Genomic DNA, 17,734 nt, shown 5'->3' on the forward strand with positions numbered 1-17,734 from the left:
CGCCCACCAGCATGCAGAGGACGCCATCCGCAACCGCGAACCGTTCACGACGGCCTATTACGTACTTCGAGCGGCACGCATCTTCCGCGCGGAAGGCAAGCACGACGTCGAACTCGACCACCACCGACTGTTCGACGAGGTCGTCGATCGAACTCCCATCCGCGATGCGCTCACGCAGGCCGTGATCCTCGACGACTGACGGCGCCGGCCCACCCTAACATGTCCTCGGAGAACATCCCCAGAGAGCCGAGTGCGTACCGCCCGACGCTGCATTTCAAGGAACGCTTCGAGGACGCGTTCGACGACCACCGGCGCCACTTGGACGGCGACATCGTCCGGCGCTGTATCACGGACGGCGAGGTCGTCACGCAGGGCCGCAACGCCGCTCGGTTCGTCGAGGACATCGAGGGCGTCACGTACGCGATCGTCGTCAACCCGCGTTCTCGCTGTGTCGCCAGCGGGTACCCGGTCTCGTTGGACTGGGACAGCGCCGCCGAATCGGGGCGCTGGACCGAGTCGCAGTTAGAAGACATCAACGCGTTTCTCACGGACACATCCCGATGACGTCGTAAGTCCCAGACGGGCAGATCGAGGGCACTGCATCGCTTCGGGACCCGCTGACCCACCCAACCAGTCTCCCCGTGGTACCGGCCAAACTGTCACAGTTCTCGGTGGGATGACGCGGCGTCCTGACTCTGCCGGGCACTGTCCGCCGGCCCGATCACTCGTGGCACAACCGCGAGCCGGGCGCAGCGGCGGTCGCGGTACCCAATCCGTCCCGGTCACATGCTCCACCGAGCATCCCCTTTCGATACTGACTGCCCGACGCTGAGAAGGACAACCACCGCGAGCGCACAATCCGTTAGTTGTGGACCGCCGCGGCGATCGTCGGTTCAAATCCGACCTCGGGCGTTTTATCATGCACCTACCAGACGATGCGCGAGCCACTCGACCCGCTTGCGCACGATACGACCACCGCGTCGGCGTCGACGCCAACGATGCATCATGAGCACGACAACTCCCAGCCGGCCATGGTACTGCGTCGACAGGCTCGTCGACGAGTACGTCCGGATCGCGGTCTCGCAGGACGGAGGCAATGATCTTCGGATGCTTAAGGCGCTCAAGATCGTCCGCAGCATCCTCGTCATCGCGGCGATCGGCACGATCTCCATCTACGCGCTGTACCTCGGCGCCGACCCGACACTCGTCGCCGGCCTCAGCCTCCCGTCGCTCGCGGCCTACGCCGGCGTCGAGGCAGCCGACTACGGTGCGCTCGTCCAAGGCTTCCGCGAGGCACAGGCCAAATCGCAGTCCACCGACGACACGGAGGGGTCCTAAGATGCCAGATCTTCCTGACGGCGCCACCGAGGACGAGACCGAGCGTGACGGGTTCTTATCGTATGCCATCGAGTGGCACGCATTCGCCCACGGCGTCTACGACGGGATGCGGACGCCCAAAGCCCGCCCGGGCGAGCTCCCCGACATCGAGGACGTCCAGCAGGAACCGCACTACTTCAAGGGCGGCTACGTCATCGGGACGCTGCTCCAGCTCCTGATCCTCGCCGCCTTCGGCTCCGCACTGTTCTGACCATGACCTTCCGCTGTGTCGGCTGTGATCAAGACGTGCCCTTCGACCCTGCGGGCGAGACCGAGGACGGCGAACCGCTGTGTAACCCTTGCGACACAACACGCCCACGAGTTCGGACGCCGTGGGGGTGGACAGACTGACCAACGGCATCCTGCACGCATGACTAATGTCTTCGTCGAACCGGACGACACGGCAGCGCAGCTACGCGAGTACGTCCGGTCGAACCCCGGCGTCCGAAAGGACGAGTACGACTACGACGACGTCGACCCTGTCGAAGGCGCGTGCTACCTGCTCGCCGAGGCCTACTTCCATGCCACCAGTGGGCGCGACGCCTTCGATGTCTACCGCCTCGACTGGAGCGAGGTATCCCCGGACTACGAGGGCGCCCACTGGTTTCTCCGTCGCACCGCGGACGACATCGTCGTCGACCTCTCGCTCCCGACGCCGGAGGACGGCGTCGATGTGCCCTGGGACGTGGCGCGACACCGTGCGTTTATCACCGGCTACACGCCCTCGAACCGCACGCAAACCGCGCTCTCGGCTCTCGGACTGGAATCCTAGATGCAATCAACCCCATGAACGACGAGAGTGACGATGCTGAGCGCTGTCCGGGAACGAACCGGGAAGGCGAGCCGTGCGGCCATCCAGCCGGCTGGGGCACCGACAACGACTCGGGACCCTGCAAGTTCCATGGCGGCGCCGGCGGCTCCGGTGGCGCACGCGAAGGCGCCGGCGCACCCGAGGGCAACACGAACGGCGTCACGCACGGCGCCTACGCCGATCACAACTCGTACTACCAAGATGTCCTCGACGACGACCTCCGGGAGTTCGTCGACGACGTCTTCGCGGACTACCTCGACCGCTACCGTGATCTCCATGGAGACCCCCCGCTGGGGATCGAGTCGGAGCTCTTCCGTATCGCCGTCACGCACGCGAAGGACATCGGCCTCGATCGGTGGGCCGACGAGAAGCCCGAGGGACTAGAGAGCGGCCACCCGCTCGTTGACGAGGAGACCGAGATCGTGCCGATCGGCGAGGGCGAGATCGAGAGCCAACGACGGTACCGCGAGTCGGTCGTGCTGGCCGCGCAAAAGAAGCTCTCGAACGACCGCAGGATGTGGCTGAAAGACCTCGGGCTCCTGGAAGACCCTGACTCGCAGGACGCCCAAGCAAAGGAAGACGTTGCTGATGCCCTGCGCGATGTGTTGCAATGAGCACGACTACCAGCTCCGACGCCGGCGTCGACGTCGACACGATCCGCGAGGTTATGGCGCAGTACGCGCCGTCGACGGGCCCGGATCGCTACGCCCGGTTCATCGAGGACCTGCTCGACCTGGAGCGGACGTTCGTTCAGGACCACATCCTCGCAGCGCTCCACGAACACGAGCAGGTGGTTGTCTCGGCGGCCAACGGCGTCGGGAAGAGCTATATCGCAGCGGCGGGCGGTGTCGCCGGGCTGCACTGCAACCCGGACACGATCGTCAACGTCACCGCGGGGACGAGCGGGACGCTGAAGACGAACATCTGGAAGCCCGCCCGCAGCCTCTACCGTGACAGCCCGCTTCCCGAGATGTTCGGCGGGCGCACGATGGACGGCGACCGCGAGATCCGCACCGGTTTGGACGACGAGTGGTTCTTCGAGTGCGTCTCCCCGCGATACCCCGATGACCTTCAGGGCCCGCACAACGACCACGTCATCTATATCGTCGAGGAAGCGGACAAGCCCGGCGTCACGGCTGACCACATCGAGAGTGTCCGGTCGACTGCGACGGACGCTGACGACCGCGTCCTCGTCATCTCAAACCCGCCGGACGGGTCGGGAAACATCGTCCACCAACTGATCGAGAACGACGAGTGGCACCACCTCCAGTTCCCGACCTGGGAGTGCCACAACGTCCGCATCGACCGCGGCCTTGATCAGGGTGAGGAGATTGGCGGGCTCGCCACCACTCACAAGCTGCGGAAGGACTGGCGTGAGTACCACGACGAAGAGTGGCCCGGGCTGGAGCAGGCGATCCGCTGGTCGGATCCGTGGCTCGGCGCCGATCCCGAAAATCGCAGCGCTGTCCTCCCTGAGAACCTCAACGAACTCCCGAACGACGAGTTCCGCGAGGATCTCCACTCGTTGTGGTATCGCCGGCGCTGCGGGATCGTCCCGCCGGGCGGCGCCAGCGTGCTCCGGCCGATCGAGCCCGGCGATGTCCGTTCGGCGTACGACCGAAAGCCCGGCCAGGTCAGGGAGACGCCCCAGGCGGTCGGGATCGACGTTGCCCGGACGACGGACAGCACCGTGATGATCGGACTGCACGATCTCGAGCTGCGTGTCCACTACGCCGAGCAGGGCGACAACCACGAGCAACAGAAGCCCGAGGTCGTCGACGGGACGGCGTCGACGCCCGGGCTGAGCGAGTGGCCGAATCCCGATGTCGCCGTGGACAAGGGCTACGCACCCGGCTTCCACGACTACGTCAACGACCGGTGCCCGAACGTGACGGGGTTCCAGAACGGCACGAAGCCCGTGGCGATGACACGCTGGAAAGACAAGTGGGCAGAGGCGCTCCACCACTTCGGCGAGTTCCTCGAACAGGGCGGCAGTATCGCCAACTCAGAGCTTCGGAAAGAGGCACTGGCCGCGGCTCGCGTCATCCAGTACGAGGAACGAACGCTCGACAGCCGTGGGAAGAATGGCGCCGAAGTCTATCAGGCGACGTCGAAGGACGCGATCAAAGAGGAGCTCGGTCACTCGCCGGACTACCTCGACGCCGCGCTGATGGCGCTGTGGGTCGACCGCGTCGACTTCGAGGAAGAGAAGCCCTCACCAACTTGGTAACTTTTCATGAGTTCAAACACACAGAACGGCGAGCAGCCGGACGCTGGCGAGATCGCCGTCCGGGCGAACGCCGTCATCGACGGTCTGCGGTGGTCGCTCGCAAACGAGCTCGGCGATTCCGGGCATGACGACCGTGACTGGTACGACACCTTCGGCTGGCCGAACCGCGGCAACAACGCCGACTGGGACGCCGACAACTACTACGCGCTCTACCTGCGCAACGCCTACGCGTACGCCGTCGTCGCCCAGAAGCCGAAGACGACGTGGAAGCACGCGCCGGAGGTCCGCGATCGCGCCGATCAGGACGAAGACGCCCAGCGCGACCCGACCGAGTTCGAGCGGTCGATCACCAAGCTCGATCGAGAGCACGATCTCTGGCACTACGCCCACCGGGTCGACCGGATGGCCGGGATCGGCCGGCACGGGCTGCTGGTGATCGACTACGCTGACACGAACGGTCCGGAGGACTTCGAGGCGCCGTTCACTGGCGTCGAGAACGCGTCGGGCCTCGACATGATCAACGGCTACCGGGTCTACCCGGAGCCGATGATCGAGGACATCGAGTGGGGCGCGCCCGGCTCGGACCGCTGGGGTAAGCCGGTCGAGTACCAGATCGACCTCGGCGACGACGCCGACGCCGGCACGCAGGATGAGGAGAACACGACGCTCACCATCCACCACTCGCGGGTGATCGACGTCCCGGCGCGCGTCTTGGACGACGACGAGACGCGTGCCCGACCGCGACAGGAGCCCGTCGTCAACAACATCCTCGACATCGAGAAGGCGCTCGGCTCGACGGCCGAGCTGTCCTACCGTGCTGCCGACTACGGCCTGAACGTCAACCTCGACCCGGACAAGGTCGACACGTCGGGCGACGCGCTCGACATGATGGAGGAGGACCTACAGGACTGGTATCACGGTCTGCAGCCGTTCCTTCGCACAACCGGCGCCGAGGTCAACCGCCTTGGCGGCGAGGTGAAGGACCCGACTGGGATCGTCGACAACGAAGTGCGCGCGATCTCGACGCAGACGGGCATCCCGCAGCGCGTCCTCGAGGGCGCATCGCTGGGCGAGCTCGCCAGCGCCGAGAAAGACGAGCGGCAGTACCTCAGCATGATCGGCGAGCGCCAGCAGCAGTACGCCGAGCCCTACATCGCCCGGGCGGTCATCAACCACCACATCGACGACGGCGTCCTGCCGGAGCCTGCTGGCGAGTGGTTCGACTTCATCTGGCCGGACCTCACCGAGCTCTCCGAACAGGAGGAAGCCAACATCCAAGAGACGCGGTCATCGACGGTGGCCAACCTGCAGGCGGCGGTCCCGGGCCTGAGTGGCGAGCGCGCCGAACGGTTCGTCGAGAAGGGCGAGTTCCCCGAGCGCGAGGACACCACCAGTAACGCACCGCTCGACGAGGACGACCCGCGCGTCCAGCAGTCGTTCCAAGCGCTCACCGGCACGGCGAACGCCACTCGCTACGAGGCCGGCGGCTGGGTTGCGACGCCTGACGGGAAGGGCCTCGTCGACGACGCCGTCCAAGAGGGCACCGTCGACGGGATGGAGGCCAGCAGCGAGTCGCCCGTGTACGCCGTGATCATGCTCGATGAGACGGCGGTCAACTTCTACCATGCCGGTGACCTCGAGGCGGCCGAGGGGCCGGACGTCGACGTTGCGGACCCGGCGGCCGATGTCGTAGAGGCGAACAGCACCACCAGCACGCTGGCCGCGTGGCTGGATGTTCTCGGCGCCGACATCACGGCCAACGACTGGTCGATGCCGCCGTCTTGGCGACAGTCCGAGACGCCGGCGCGCGTGATCCTGCTGGATGCGTGGTCGTCGATGGGTGCGCAGTTCGACTGCGGCGGCGCGTGCTGCATGGGCGAACTGAAGGATGAGGAATTGTGTGCCTCAATGAAAGATTCCGCGTTGGGGACCACTGCTTGGAGAGGGGGATGGGCCGACTGATGGCCGCCACGCACACCCACCCGCCGACGGCCAACCGACGAGGGCGGGCGACGTCGACGGTCGTTGAGGAGCAGTTCCTCGACGAGATGCGGCGGCGCTGGCGTCGCGTCCGTGGCCTCGTCCGGCGGACGATCGGCTACGAGAACGACGCCCTCGGACTGCGTGCGAACGCCGACGAGCGCGAGGCGTTCGACTTCCCGACTGACCGCGGGAAGACCGAGCAGTTCGTCCGGTGGCTGCGCCGGGCGCTGCGCGACGAGATCCTCGCGCCGATCGACGCCGACGCGGTCGCCGATGGCAGTCACTGGACGGCGGCGTACATCCGGTCTGCGGTCACCCGAGGCGCCAACCAAGCGACGGGGTTGCTCTTCCAGCGCGGCGCCAGCGTCGAGAACATCCCCGACGCGGAGCTGCCCGAGCGCCCGATCTACGCCAAGACGCTCCGCGATCTCTACACGCGGACCTACGAGAACCTCGAATCGATCACCGATGAGGCGGCGCCGCAGGTTCGGGAGATCGTCACGCGGGGGTTCGCCGAGGGGTGGCACCCGCGGAAGATGGCGCGTGAGGTGACCGGCGAACTACGCGACATCCAGCGGACGCGTGCCGAAACCTTCTGCCGGACGGAGACGATCCACGCCCACAGCGAGTCGACGCTCACGACCTACGAGCGCGCCGGCGTCGACACCGTCAGTCACGGCGAGTGGCAGGCGACCCAGGACGACCGGACGTGCTCGTTCTGCCGGCGGCTCTCCGGCGCCGCGCTCGCGATCGACGAGATGCGATCGGGCGCCGTCGAGTGGCGCGGCCAGGTCTACCGGCTGCAGCCGCCGGCGCACCCGAACGGTCGGTGTGTGATCCTGCCGAGCGTCGGTGGCGAGCCGCCGACGTCGCCGCTGGCCGAGCGCGTTCCGGGAACTGTGCTTTCAGGAGCCTGATACCATGCACTACACACTCATCGCGAACAGCGTCGACCCCGAGCAGGTGGAAGAGCGGACGATCGACGGCGATCGCCACCTGGTCGCGAAGAACGTCACCTTCATCCGGCCGATGGAGCTGGCCGGCGGGTACGTCCCCGAGCAGTCGGTCGCCAACTCGGCGCCGGCGTGGGACGAGCAGCCGCTGACGATCAACCACCCGAAGAACCTCCCCGACCGGCCGTGGTACGACGACGATCACGGCGGCTTCTACGTCTCGGCCAACGACGAGGAGGTCCGCCGTCGGAAAGTCATCGGCCACGCCGAGAACCCGTCGCTGAACGACGACGGGTCGGTCTCGGCCGACCTCGCGCACAACGCCGATCGCCTCGAGGCGATCGCGAACGGCGAGGCCGTGGCCCGCGAGGACGCCGAGGCGGCGACCGAGCTCCTGGAGGCGCTCGAGAACGGCGACCCGTTCGACGTCTCCAGCCAGTATTTCCCGCAGCCGCTCCCGCCGGGCGAGTACGACGGCGAGCACCGGGAGGAGGTCGAGGCGATCGCGAACGCCGACAGCATCGCGATCCTCCCGACCAAGCCCGGCGTCTGTTCGCTCGAGGATGGCTGTGGGTTCAAGCCCCAGCAGGCGACGGCCAACGCGGGCGTCGTCCGGGCGCCGGTCGCGAACGCCGACCAGGCCGATGACCCTCACGGCGAGGACCTGGGCCGCGACTCCACCGGCAACGCGACCAACTACTCCCTGACCGACGTCAGCCCCGACGACGTCGACGAGTGGACGGATGACGAGTGGGACGGCAGCGACGCGATCGCCGGCCTGCCCAACCCATCCGAGGACAACGAGGCGGGTGATCTCCTCGACGCAACGCACGCCGTCCACCCGACCGGCGAGAGCAACCGCGATGCGAAGGCCAACTGGAAGCTCCCCTTCCGGACGGCGCCGGACGCCCCGGTCAACACGCGGGCACTGGTCGCGATCGACGCGGCGCTCTCTGGCGGTCGGGGTGGCGTCGAAGGGCTCGGCCAAAACGTTGCGGACGACGTCTCCGAGTGGGTCGGCGAGATGCTGGAGGCGGCGCCGGACGACATCTTCGGGTCGACCGATGACGGCGAGCCCTCGGCGAACACGCTGCTCTCACTCGGGAAGCGGGTCGCGTCGACGATCGGGCTGACAGGATCGAGCGGAGACGAGCCGGCGGAATCCGGTACGGAATCTGGCGTCCCGGAAGGTGGCTACGAAACAGCCCCGACCGACAGCAACCCAGATCGCGGCAGTTCTGACCCGGGCGACGACCCGGGAGCTACCATGGAACGAGACACTCTTATCAAGCAGATCACGGCGAACAGCGAGATCAAGCGCGAGTCGCTGGAGGGCATGGGCGACGCCTGTCTCCAGTCGACTCACGAGCACATCGTCGCCAACGCCGGCGGAGACGGTAACGGCGACGACGATGACGATAACGGACAGGCAACGAACACTGGCGGGCAGACGATCGCCGACCTGACCGTCGACGAGCTCGGAAACGAACTCGCCGACCAAGGCTTCGTCACCGAGGACAGCCTCGAGGACGTCGTCGCCAACGCCCAACAGCAGACCGAGAAGGAACAGCGCGTCGAGCGGATCGTCGCCAACTCGGCCGAGTACGACGAGGACGACAAGGACGATCTCATGGACACGCCCGAGTCGGTCCTCGCAGACATCGAGACCGGGCTGTCGAGCAACAGCACACTGCCCGGCGCGACCGGTGCAGCCGACCGTGCGACCGCGAACGCTGGTGGCGACGACGCTGACGAGTACCCTGACGGTACCATCGGAGGTGGTGCCTGATGGCGAAGTCGATCACCGATGTCGCGGGCCGCACCTACGGCGAAGCGCGGTACAAGGAGGGCGAAGCGGGCAGCGATCTCACGCCCGGCGAGCTGCTCGTCCAGACCGGGACGAACGCGGACGGCGAGCCGATCTACGACGCCGTCTCGACGGTCGACAAGCTGGGGCCGGAAGCGCAGTTTGCGATGGTCCCGTCGACGCCGCCGGCGCGCGACGTCTCCGACGCAGACCCGATCGAACAGACGATCCCCAGCGGAACCCTCGTCGAAGTCCGGGTTTTCACCGCCGGCGAGACCGTGCAGAACGCACTGCTCGCCTCCGGGTCGGACCTTGCGACGGCGTCGAACGCGAACGTCTCGCCGGGTGACCGACTCGGCTCCAACGACGACGGGTCGCTGAAGATCACGACGACCGGCGGCGCTGCCGTGGCCGTCGCGCGCGAAGCGAACGACAACTCTGGCGCGGCCGCGGGAGAGCGTGCCCGCCTCAACGTGGAGGTGCTCTAAATCATGCAGGCTAACACTGGAACGCCGAACGATCTCGAACCGCCGACGCAACTGCATCGGACCGCACTGTTCGGGCAGACGCCCCAGCAGCGACAGCAGGCGCGCAAGCAGATCCGCGCCAACTCCGAACGCGGCCCGTCGTTCTGGGAGACGCTCGACGGCGCGTTCACGATGGGCTACCTCAACCCGCAGCCCCAAGCCAACGCGTCGCCGCGGGCCAACGCCCAGCTCTTCGACTACGACGAGTGGGCGAACCGCTCCGACGAGATCATCGACGAGGTCGACCTCGAGCTCACGCTGCTGGACGACGCCCTCGGCATCGACACGGTCAACAGCGACCTGTCGTTCACCGTCTACACCGAGCAGGCCGAGTCGAACATGCAGACCGAAGCCGAGGTCAGCATGGACGGCCAAGCGAAGGGTGACGAAGACGGCACCGCGACGCTGCCAGTCGGCGTCGCCCAGCCGATCATCCACGTCGACTACTCGATCGGCGCCCGCGATCAGGCGCAGTCCCAGAACATGGGCTCGGACAAGGAGGCGCGGAAGGCCGAAGAGGCCGGCCGCCTCATCCGCGAGAAGGAAGACGAGATCATGCTGAACGGCTGGGGCATCGACGTCCAAGGCCCGAACGGCGGGACGTTCTCCGTCGACGGCTACCTCACCACCGACGCCCGGATCACGGGCTCGGCACCGGGCACGTGGACCAGCTCGTCGCTGTCGAACGTGCAGGACACCGTCGAGCAGATGGTCGAAGAGCTCGAGACGCTCGGCCCGAACAACGACCGCAACCTGATGCCGCGGTCCCGAGGCGTCTACCTCTACTACAACCAGACGCACAACAGCGTCCTCGACAAGGCCGACCCGCGCGGCGACGGCAACCAGTCCGTCCGCCAGCGCCTCCAGCAGGACCATCCGTACGTCACGCTGCGTGAGACGCCCTTCATCCCCGACGGCGAGGCAGTCATGGTCGTGCGCGACTCGCGCGTCATGTCGGTCGTCAACGCGCAGGGTCCGACCAACCTCAGCTGGGAGCCCGGCCCGATGGCGACCCGGTACAAGGCCCTGTCGAGCCGCGTGCCGTTCTTCCGGTCGACCTACGACGACATCCTCGGCGTCGTCAACTACGACGGGATCTGACGATGACGCTCTACCACAGTGACGTCGACGACGGCGTCAACGGTGACGAGGGCGTCGAGCAGATCATCGAGAACCACCCCGACTACGCAGAGTTCGACGAGGAGGGCCGTCTCGTCCTCACGCTCGACGATCTCCAGCGCGAAGAAAAGCGGAAGTCGCTGCTCTTCGCCGCTGCTGCGGCAATCGAGGCGTCGGACGAGTACGACCTCGCCACCGAGCCCGAAGTCGAATGGGTAGGTGGTGAGTGATGGCGGACTACCGCTGGGTGGGCGCTCACGCCTACCGCGATCACCGGAATGATCGCGTCATCGAGCCCGGCGAGGAGATCGGCGACGACGCCGAACGGATCGTCGCTGCTCACCCGCACGATGTCGAGCAGATCGACGCGGACGACGCCGGCTTCGAGTCGTTCGAGGACGGCATCGAGACGGTGCGCGACGCCGTCAGCTTCGATCCCGCCGAGCGCACGAACGACGAGATCGCCGACCTCGTCGAGGACATCGACAACCGCGAGGAACTCGCCGCGATCCGCGACCTCGAGCAGCACGAGCAGAACCGCTCGGGCGCGCTGGACGCGATCAACGACCGACTCGACGAACTCGAGTAACAACGTTACAGCATGGCAGTCCAACCTGACGACGTAGCCGACGCACTCGGATCGACAGACCTCGCAGACAGCCAGCTACAGGCGCTCATCGACGCCGCCGGCCGGATGTACGACCGGCGGATCGAGGGCAAGACCGTCGACGCCGAGGCGCGTGACGACGTCGTCACGCAGCTGGCCGCCCACTTGGTCGCCAGCGGTCCAGAACGCCAAGTCAGCTCTGCTGGCGAAGGCGGCGGGAACGTCTCTTTCGAGGGCGAGACCGGCGAAGGACTGTCGGGAACGACCTACGGCCAGACGGCTGTACTGCTCGACCCGACGGGGTCGCTCGCCGGCGCCGACAAACCGAGCGCCTCGATCGACGTGCCCAACGCGAAAGGTCTTGACCGATGACCAACTTCGACTTCGACATCCGTGGCGTCGGGGCCCACAAGCGCGAGCTCCAGGACGAAGCAGCGGACTGGAGCAAGCCCTCGGGGACGTGGCACGTTGGCACCGCGGTTGAGTACGGCGTGTTCCTGGAGTTCGGCACCTCAAAGATGGATCCGAAACCGTTCTTCCGGCCGGCGTTGGCGGAAGCCGAGCGTGACCTCTCGGCGTTCGTTCGTGATAACACGGAGACGTCGCTGGAGCAGATCGACGGGCCACGAGAGCTCGTTCGCGTCATCGCGCTCGCACTCGAGCGCCGCGTGAAGGAGATCATCACTGAGAAAGGACTGGTCGACACCGGCGTGCTCCGTGCGTCAGTGCTTGCGGTGCCGTCGTCGCCGAGTTCGTTGCCAGACGCTGAGGATTTCGACCCGCCCGAAACCGGGTCGTTGCCGGCAAACGCCGGGCAGGATCTCGTCCAGCGCAACATCGAGGTGAGTGCCTGAGATGGCTGGCGACCGTATCGCCGACGCGCTGCGGCGCGTCCACTCCACCGAGCTCGCGAACACCTCGATCGAGGTGTACGAGCCTACGACCACCTACAGCCAGGGCGACGGCTGGACCGTTTCCTATCCCGATCTCCCGAACGCAGCATACGACGCCCGCATCGACTCGCCGAGTGCGGACAGCGACCGGGACCGATCCGGCACCACGTCGGAGATCGACGTCATCGTGCGCGTCCGCGACGACACCGGCCAGCAGTGGACTGGCTGGGGAGAGGAAACCGAGGCCCCGGTTCGGATCCGGGATGCCGCCGACCAGACCATGTACGAGGTCCAGGACGACATCGACCAGCACAACGGCACGATCGAGCTTGAGGCGGTGGGGGTCTAACCCGGATGCCAGACACAACCCTCACCGTCCACAGTTGCACGGAGTGCGGCGCTAAACCGATGAACTGCAACTGCGTCGCCGCCGGTGCATGGAGATCCGTCACGGTAACAGCGGTGATCGGCCGATGACGAAGACACGACTCTCTGACAGCGCCGAGCAGGTCTTCATCGACCAGGCGCTGCTCGAAGACTGGGATCCTGCCGGCGCCGTCGGCTACGACGTCCACGCGAGTCCCGGTGAGGAGGCGTTCATCCCGGTCGGCGAGTCTCTCGAGGACGTCGGCGAGACCTACCCGTCGCTGACAGTGCAGCGGACGAACGAGACGGCGCCCGGCAGCACTGGCTACAATTTCATCACGGCCGAGGGGCCTGGCCAGGATCGCACTGGCCAGCTGCTCGTTACGGCGCGGGCCGAAGCCAGCCAGGAGGGCTACACCGGTAACTCGTCCCAGCATGATCCCGTCGACGCAGAGGATGTCGTCGACGAGCTCATCAACGAGGTCGAAGACGTCTGCCTCGCGAACGCCACGCCGCTGGACACCGAGTTCAATAGCCTCGGCTCGTACCGCGGCGCCGATGCACCGGACGACTACGACGCGACGCCGACGGTGTTCCTCGAGCAGTGCGTCGTCCTCTATTCCTGGAGTCGGCTACCCTGACTCCGTTTCCAACCATGTTCATCCAGACCAGCAATCAGCAGCTCCAGAGCCTCTACAACGAGGACCTGATGGGAGACGACTACGACCCCCCCGGGCGTCGAATTCTCGTCGAACGGCGTGGCGCAGGTCACCCAGGAGGTCGGCGAGCGGCTCGTGGAGCACTACGACGACATCACCCCGAAGGAGACCGATAACGAATGAGCCTATCTGAATCACAGAGCGGCACGACAGCAGAGTCTGGCGCGCTTCCCGGGCGCTACGAGTGGGTCGAAGAGCCCTCGCCCGGCGCAGTACCAACCGATCCGGAGTGGAACCGATTCTCCGACGTCATCCGGACGTTCGAAATGGACGTCGGCGCGACGCTTGCCCGACAGGATAGCCTCGGGACGCCCGACGCGGTCGACCATAATCGCGGGCCAGAAGAGCCGGAGGCGACGGTCGGCTACGACCTCCAGCAGTTCCCCGTCGACGGCAGCGGCAACCCCGTCGACGCATCGGCGTACGGCATCCTTCGCGACCAGTACAACGACCTGCTCGGGACACTGCTCGCGGTCGGCCGTCGCGAGTACGGCGGCGGGAACGACGGCGCCGGCGTTCGCGAGTACTCTGTCGTCCGCGGCGCCGGCGTCGACTCTGTCTCCCCGACGCTCGACCCGTCCGGCGAGCAGCCGATCCTGATGGAGCTCGGCCTGACCACGCGGAAGAATCGTTCCTACAAGATCCACCAGCCGAGCGCAGGGACGACGCTCGACATCGTGTCGACAAACGCAAACGACACGATGGACATCACGATCGAGAGCGAGGACGGCAGTACGACCGAGACGATCGCCCTGACCGGTGATACGGCGGTCACGACGACGTCGACGTTCAGCGACATCGACGCGATCTGGCTCGCCGACAACCCGGAGGGCAACGTCACGATCTCCGACGGGTCCGGTACGACGCTCTGCGAGCTGACCGGCGGCCTGGAGTACAGCGACGATGACCAGCCGGTCGACGGCGACCGGGGCGTCCCGCCGACCGGCGCCGGCAGTCACGCCAGTGCCATCGGCTCGAGCTTCGAGCACTTCGTCGGCGACCGTTTCGAGCGGCCGGCTGGCGAGGCGGTCCGGGCGCGGATCAACTCGGCGTCCTGGACGGTGGAGAACAACATCAACACACAGGCGCTCCACCAGACGCGCGCGCCGGCGCTCGACGCTGGGAACCGCGATGTCTCCGTCGACGCCGACGCAGCTGGCCCGTACGTCAGCCACAAATCGATGATGGAGAGCCTGCAGAAGGTCCAGCAGGATATCGAGCACGAACTCTCGGGTGGAACCGTCCGGTTCAAGAACGGCGTCCCGACCGACTCCGCAACGCGGACCATCGAAGCCGAGCAGGCCGTCGCGAGCGTCTCGGAGACGTTCGGTTGCTCGGGCGATCCCGCGATCGAACTGGAGGCGAGTAACTGATGTCTGAACAGGACACAACCCCGTCGATCACGGAGGTAGCGCACGACCGCGACGGCGATGGCGAGCTCATGGCCGTCACGGAGGACGTCGAGATCCACGGCCAGGAGTACGAGGCCGAGATCTATCCGGCGACGACTGGCCAGCGGAACGAATGGACGCAGCGCCTCGAGGGCGAGGACGAAGAGCTCTCCGATGAGCTGACCGCCGAACTCCTCGACGAGTTTGCTACACACGAGCCCGAGGACTTCGGCGCCGACTCGTGGGACGACGTCCGCCCGGCCGTCACCGACGCTCTCGGGAACGCCATCCTCGCGAAGATGTTCGATGCCGAAGACACCGACGAGTTCGTCGAGGCACTCGAGGAGGCCGCCCAGGGAGCGACCGAGGGAAATCAGGACTGAGCCGCGTCGAACTCCGAGCGAGCTTCGACGCGTGGCTCCACAAGGAGTGCGGGCTCACGTTCATGGACGTCGCCGAGTACACGCCCCAAGAACTCGCCCGGCTCCAGTTAGGCTTCATCATCAGGGAACAGCCGCAACAGAACGCCGACCACTCTGGGACGCACGCCAGTTCGCGGAAACGCGAACTGCAACGCGGCCAGCAGAAGGCCCGCCAAGAGATGCTTGACGATCTCGGCGTCGAGGCCTGACCGACACGACCACCTTTTATCATGCCCGGAAATCCACTCCACGCAGAAGTTACTGCAGATAGCGCCGACTACGTGAGCGCAGTTGAGGCCGCGGTCCAGAGCTCGGAACGACTCAGTGACGAAGCAACCGAGACAGCGGCCGCCATGCATCTCCTGCAAGGCCGCGTCGAGAAGGCCGGCAACGAGGCGCTGGCTGCCGGCGCGAAAGCAGGCGCGTCGAGCAGCGGCTTCTCGTCGCTCGCGGCGTCGGCGGCCTCGACGCAAGTGTCGTTCAACAGCTTGAGCGCCGCCACGCTGACGACGCTGATCCCGGCGCTGCTGGCGCTCTCGACCGTGATGGCGCCACTGCTGGCCGCGATGGGCGGCTTCATCACCGTCGCCGGCTCGATCGCCGGCCTCGGCCTCGCCGGCTTCATCGGCGCCGTCGCAACGAACGGCGAACAACTTCAGTCCACGTTCGACCAACTCACGGCGACGATCCGATCGGAGTTCGCTCCAGTCTTCGATGAGTTCGCTCGCGTGCTCGACACGCTGATGCTGTCGCTGATCGACACCATCCCCGAGCTCGTCCCGGCCCAAGACGTGGTTCGGGAGCTGGCGAATCAGTTCCTCGCGCTCGGCGAGTCGATCATCGGCTCGTTGCCGGCCTTCGCGGAGATGGCCACCACGCTGGCAACGCGATTCTTGCCGCCGTTCGTCGAGTGGACCGAGGGAGTCCTCCCGCGCGTGCCCGGGATGCTGCAGAACCTGATCCCGGTGATGCTTGAGGTCGGCGCGACGCTCGGCCCACTTGCCCAGTCGTTCGTCGAGATCGCGCCGACGATGACAGAGTTCGGGACGCGCGTCCTGAACATCGTCACGCCGGCGCTCACGATGGCCGTCCAAGCCTTTGATCGCGCGATGGACGCGGTCAACAGCCTCGACAACAACGTCGCTTCGTTCGTCTCGACGATGACACTGGTCTCGCCGGTTTTGGCGAAGGCGGCGCTCGCGCTCGCCAGCATCAGCAACCCGGCGGCCGCGGCGGCGGTGGCGATCGGGACGCTCGGCGCTGCGTGGGCGACCAACGTCTACGGCATCCGCGACGCCACCAGCGAGGCGCTCGAAGAGACCCAAGGCGTGGTCACATCGCGCTTCGAGGCCATCGCTGAGGCCGTCCAAGATGTCGGCAGCCGACTCTGGAGCGGTATCCTGAAACCGGTGCTGTCGCTGATCGAGCGCCAGTGGAGCGTCCACGGCCGGACGCTCATCCGTGAGGCCCAGCAGACGTTCGGGACGATCCAGCGGACGATCAGCCGCATCCTGCGCGGCATCTACCGCACCACGGTCCGGCCGGTGCTCCGGCTGATGACCCAAGCATGGAACGTCTTCGGTGACGACATCATGAAGATCGCCGACGCGGCGTTCGGGACGATCCTCACGATCGCCGAGACGGGGATGGACCTCATCATGACGGCCGTGACGGTCGGGATGCAGGTCCTCCAAGGCGACTGGGAGGGCGCGTGGAACTCGATCGTCGGCTTCGCTCAGCGAACGTGGCGCCGACTGGTCACGTGGCTCCAGACGGACGCAATCTCGCTGCTGACCGGCGCGTTCGGGCTGTTGATCACGGGCGCACAGACCGCGCTGAACTACCTGATCGGCACCGGCGAACGGACGCTGTACGGCGACATCAAGAACGTGCTCGGTGCGATCGACACGTACCTCATCGGCACCGGTGTCAGCCTGATCAAGGGCGCGTTCGGGACGATCGTCAGCAGCGCGAAGACGGCGCTGGGCTACTTGATCGGCACCGGCGAGGGCACGCTGCACGGCGACGTGACGGGCGTCGTCGGCGACATCGTCACCTACCTCACCGACGAGTTCGGCCCCAACGCAAAGGACGCGATCGTCGGCGCTCTCAGAGGGGCTGGCGAAGCAGCTGCCGAAGCGCTCAAGCAAGCGTTCAATCACGCCGTCCCGTCCTCGATCGGCATTGACGAGGTCGAGATACAGGGCCAGACCGTCGTCCCAGAGAAGCGCATCGACCTGCCGCAACTCGACACCGGCGGGCTGATCGAAGAGGAAGGTCTGTACGTCGGCCACCCCGGCGAGCGCGTGCTCAACCCTGCCGAGACGCGTCAGCTTGAGCAATTCGACCAGACCGCGATGGCTGGTGGCGAGGTTGACGTCGAAGACGATGTCCGCCGCGCGCTCGAGCAGGCTGATCGGACCGACGTGGTCGCGCAGAAGCTGGACGCGCTGATCCGCACGATCGAGGAGGGGATGGACGTCGACGTGACGATCGAGGACAGCAGCGGCCGCCACGACCCATTCTGAT

At 66.5% G+C, this 17,734-nt stretch carries 22 protein-coding genes; all 22 read left to right on the forward strand.

All coding sequences use genetic code 11. From position 1 onward, the window contains the following. Positions 1 to 199 (forward strand): hypothetical protein (locus tag CRO01_RS16765; protein ID WP_179747512.1); only part of this gene is annotated, 199 nt, incomplete at its 5' end. 20 nt (positions 200 to 219) lie between these two features. Then, positions 220 to 564 carry a hypothetical protein gene (locus CRO01_RS15795; protein ID WP_097010138.1) on the forward strand — a complete coding sequence of 115 codons (345 nt, stop codon included), beginning with the start codon at positions 220 to 222 and terminating at the stop codon, positions 562 to 564. A 441-nt stretch (positions 565 to 1,005) separates the two neighbouring features. Then, a complete protein-coding gene (locus CRO01_RS15800; protein ID WP_097010139.1) occupies positions 1,006 to 1,338 on the forward strand; it encodes a hypothetical protein in 333 nt (110 codons plus the stop codon). Position 1,339: 1 nt separating this feature from the next. Continuing rightward, positions 1,340 to 1,588, forward strand: coding sequence for a hypothetical protein (locus tag CRO01_RS15805; protein WP_097010140.1), 249 nt, complete (start codon positions 1,340 to 1,342; stop codon positions 1,586 to 1,588). Positions 1,589 to 1,747: 159 nt separating this feature from the next. Next, the gene (locus tag CRO01_RS15810; protein ID WP_097010141.1) at positions 1,748 to 2,149 is read left to right on the forward strand and encodes a hypothetical protein; all 402 of its coding nucleotides are present in this window, start codon (positions 1,748 to 1,750) and stop codon (positions 2,147 to 2,149) included. A 14-nt stretch (positions 2,150 to 2,163) separates the two neighbouring features. Continuing rightward, a complete protein-coding gene (locus tag CRO01_RS15815) occupies positions 2,164 to 2,802 on the forward strand; it encodes a hypothetical protein (protein ID WP_097010142.1) in 639 nt (212 codons plus the stop codon). Next, positions 2,799 to 4,418, forward strand: coding sequence for a hypothetical protein (locus CRO01_RS15820; RefSeq protein WP_097010143.1), 1,620 nt, complete (start codon positions 2,799 to 2,801; stop codon positions 4,416 to 4,418). The genes CRO01_RS15815 and CRO01_RS15820 overlap by 4 nt, the downstream gene beginning before the upstream one ends. A 6-nt stretch (positions 4,419 to 4,424) precedes the next feature. Beyond that, positions 4,425 to 6,380: an anti-CBASS protein Acb1 family protein gene (locus tag CRO01_RS15825; protein WP_097010144.1), complete on the forward strand. Its 1,956-nt coding sequence runs from the start codon at positions 4,425 to 4,427 to the stop codon at positions 6,378 to 6,380. Further along, positions 6,380 to 7,318 (forward strand): minor capsid protein, encoded by a 939-nt coding sequence (locus CRO01_RS15830; RefSeq protein WP_179747513.1) that lies wholly within the window; start codon positions 6,380 to 6,382, stop codon positions 7,316 to 7,318. The genes CRO01_RS15825 and CRO01_RS15830 overlap by 1 nt, the downstream gene beginning before the upstream one ends. 4 nt (positions 7,319 to 7,322) lie before the next feature. After that, complete coding sequence (locus CRO01_RS15835) at positions 7,323 to 9,143, forward strand: hypothetical protein (protein ID WP_097010146.1); 1,821 nt, start codon at positions 7,323 to 7,325, stop codon at positions 9,141 to 9,143. Continuing rightward, positions 9,143 to 9,649, forward strand: coding sequence for a hypothetical protein (locus tag CRO01_RS15840; RefSeq protein WP_097010147.1), 507 nt, complete (start codon positions 9,143 to 9,145; stop codon positions 9,647 to 9,649). Before CRO01_RS15835 ends, CRO01_RS15840 begins: the two co-directional genes overlap by 1 nt. A 3-nt stretch (positions 9,650 to 9,652) precedes the next feature. After that, entirely contained in the window at positions 9,653 to 10,789 is a 1,137-nt protein-coding gene (locus CRO01_RS15845) for a major capsid protein (protein ID WP_097010148.1), read from the forward strand. Between the two features lie 2 nt (positions 10,790 to 10,791). Then, positions 10,792 to 11,037 (forward strand): hypothetical protein, encoded by a 246-nt coding sequence (locus CRO01_RS15850; RefSeq protein WP_097010149.1) that lies wholly within the window; start codon positions 10,792 to 10,794, stop codon positions 11,035 to 11,037. Next, positions 11,037 to 11,396: a hypothetical protein gene (locus CRO01_RS15855; protein ID WP_097010150.1), complete on the forward strand. Its 360-nt coding sequence runs from the start codon at positions 11,037 to 11,039 to the stop codon at positions 11,394 to 11,396. Before CRO01_RS15850 ends, CRO01_RS15855 begins: the two co-directional genes overlap by 1 nt. A gap of 12 nt (positions 11,397 to 11,408) precedes the next feature. Then, positions 11,409 to 11,786 (forward strand): DUF4054 domain-containing protein, encoded by a 378-nt coding sequence (locus CRO01_RS15860; protein ID WP_097010151.1) that lies wholly within the window; start codon positions 11,409 to 11,411, stop codon positions 11,784 to 11,786. Continuing rightward, positions 11,783 to 12,268 (forward strand): hypothetical protein, encoded by a 486-nt coding sequence (locus tag CRO01_RS15865; protein ID WP_097010152.1) that lies wholly within the window; start codon positions 11,783 to 11,785, stop codon positions 12,266 to 12,268. The genes CRO01_RS15860 and CRO01_RS15865 overlap by 4 nt, the downstream gene beginning before the upstream one ends. Position 12,269: 1 nt before the next feature. After that, positions 12,270 to 12,656, forward strand: a complete 387-nt coding sequence (locus CRO01_RS15870) for a hypothetical protein (RefSeq protein WP_097010153.1) — start codon at positions 12,270 to 12,272, stop codon at positions 12,654 to 12,656. Positions 12,657 to 12,780: 124 nt separating this feature from the next. After that, a complete protein-coding gene (locus CRO01_RS15875) occupies positions 12,781 to 13,314 on the forward strand; it encodes a hypothetical protein (RefSeq protein ID WP_143824976.1) in 534 nt (177 codons plus the stop codon). A 197-nt stretch (positions 13,315 to 13,511) separates the two neighbouring features. Beyond that, positions 13,512 to 14,765: a hypothetical protein gene (locus tag CRO01_RS15880; RefSeq protein WP_097010155.1), complete on the forward strand. Its 1,254-nt coding sequence runs from the start codon at positions 13,512 to 13,514 to the stop codon at positions 14,763 to 14,765. Next, a complete protein-coding gene (locus CRO01_RS15885) occupies positions 14,765 to 15,166 on the forward strand; it encodes a hypothetical protein (protein ID WP_097010156.1) in 402 nt (133 codons plus the stop codon). Before CRO01_RS15880 ends, CRO01_RS15885 begins: the two co-directional genes overlap by 1 nt. Before the next feature lie 62 nt (positions 15,167 to 15,228). Then, entirely contained in the window at positions 15,229 to 15,414 is a 186-nt protein-coding gene (locus CRO01_RS15890; protein WP_097010157.1) for a hypothetical protein, read from the forward strand. A gap of 21 nt (positions 15,415 to 15,435) precedes the next feature. Further along, entirely contained in the window at positions 15,436 to 17,733 is a 2,298-nt protein-coding gene (locus CRO01_RS15895; protein ID WP_097010158.1) for a phage tail protein, read from the forward strand. Position 17,734 lies beyond the last annotated feature (1 nt).

Source organism: Natronoarchaeum philippinense (assembly GCF_900215575.1).
GTDB classification, from domain to species: Archaea; Halobacteriota; Halobacteria; order Halobacteriales; family Natronoarchaeaceae; genus Natronoarchaeum; species Natronoarchaeum philippinense.

What these genes read in the sequence shown, in the direction of transcription:
- CRO01_RS15795 (WP_097010138.1), top strand. Translation starts at nt 220, where the DNA reads ATGTCCTCGGAGAACATCCCCAGAGAGCCGAGTGCGTACCGCCCGACG.
- CRO01_RS15800 (WP_097010139.1), top strand. Translation starts at nt 1,006, where the DNA reads ATGAGCACGACAACTCCCAGCCGGCCATGGTACTGCGTCGACAGGCTC.
- CRO01_RS15805 (WP_097010140.1), top strand. Translation starts at nt 1,340, where the DNA reads ATGCCAGATCTTCCTGACGGCGCCACCGAGGACGAGACCGAGCGTGAC.
- CRO01_RS15810 (WP_097010141.1), top strand. Translation starts at nt 1,748, where the DNA reads ATGACTAATGTCTTCGTCGAACCGGACGACACGGCAGCGCAGCTACGC.
- CRO01_RS15815 (WP_097010142.1), top strand. Translation starts at nt 2,164, where the DNA reads ATGAACGACGAGAGTGACGATGCTGAGCGCTGTCCGGGAACGAACCGG.
- CRO01_RS15820 (WP_097010143.1), top strand. Translation starts at nt 2,799, where the DNA reads ATGAGCACGACTACCAGCTCCGACGCCGGCGTCGACGTCGACACGATC.
- CRO01_RS15825 (WP_097010144.1), top strand. Translation starts at nt 4,425, where the DNA reads ATGAGTTCAAACACACAGAACGGCGAGCAGCCGGACGCTGGCGAGATC.
- CRO01_RS15830 (WP_179747513.1), top strand. Translation starts at nt 6,380, where the DNA reads ATGGCCGCCACGCACACCCACCCGCCGACGGCCAACCGACGAGGGCGG.
- CRO01_RS15835 (WP_097010146.1), top strand. Translation starts at nt 7,323, where the DNA reads ATGCACTACACACTCATCGCGAACAGCGTCGACCCCGAGCAGGTGGAA.
- CRO01_RS15840 (WP_097010147.1), top strand. Translation starts at nt 9,143, where the DNA reads ATGGCGAAGTCGATCACCGATGTCGCGGGCCGCACCTACGGCGAAGCG.
- CRO01_RS15845 (WP_097010148.1), top strand. Translation starts at nt 9,653, where the DNA reads ATGCAGGCTAACACTGGAACGCCGAACGATCTCGAACCGCCGACGCAA.
- CRO01_RS15850 (WP_097010149.1), top strand. Translation starts at nt 10,792, where the DNA reads ATGACGCTCTACCACAGTGACGTCGACGACGGCGTCAACGGTGACGAG.
- CRO01_RS15855 (WP_097010150.1), top strand. Translation starts at nt 11,037, where the DNA reads ATGGCGGACTACCGCTGGGTGGGCGCTCACGCCTACCGCGATCACCGG.
- CRO01_RS15860 (WP_097010151.1), top strand. Translation starts at nt 11,409, where the DNA reads ATGGCAGTCCAACCTGACGACGTAGCCGACGCACTCGGATCGACAGAC.
- CRO01_RS15865 (WP_097010152.1), top strand. Translation starts at nt 11,783, where the DNA reads ATGACCAACTTCGACTTCGACATCCGTGGCGTCGGGGCCCACAAGCGC.
- CRO01_RS15870 (WP_097010153.1), top strand. Translation starts at nt 12,270, where the DNA reads ATGGCTGGCGACCGTATCGCCGACGCGCTGCGGCGCGTCCACTCCACC.
- CRO01_RS15875 (WP_143824976.1), top strand. Translation starts at nt 12,781, where the DNA reads ATGACGAAGACACGACTCTCTGACAGCGCCGAGCAGGTCTTCATCGAC.
- CRO01_RS15880 (WP_097010155.1), top strand. Translation starts at nt 13,512, where the DNA reads ATGAGCCTATCTGAATCACAGAGCGGCACGACAGCAGAGTCTGGCGCG.
- CRO01_RS15885 (WP_097010156.1), top strand. Translation starts at nt 14,765, where the DNA reads ATGTCTGAACAGGACACAACCCCGTCGATCACGGAGGTAGCGCACGAC.
- CRO01_RS15890 (WP_097010157.1), top strand. Translation starts at nt 15,229, where the DNA reads ATGGACGTCGCCGAGTACACGCCCCAAGAACTCGCCCGGCTCCAGTTA.
- CRO01_RS15895 (WP_097010158.1), top strand. Translation starts at nt 15,436, where the DNA reads ATGCCCGGAAATCCACTCCACGCAGAAGTTACTGCAGATAGCGCCGAC.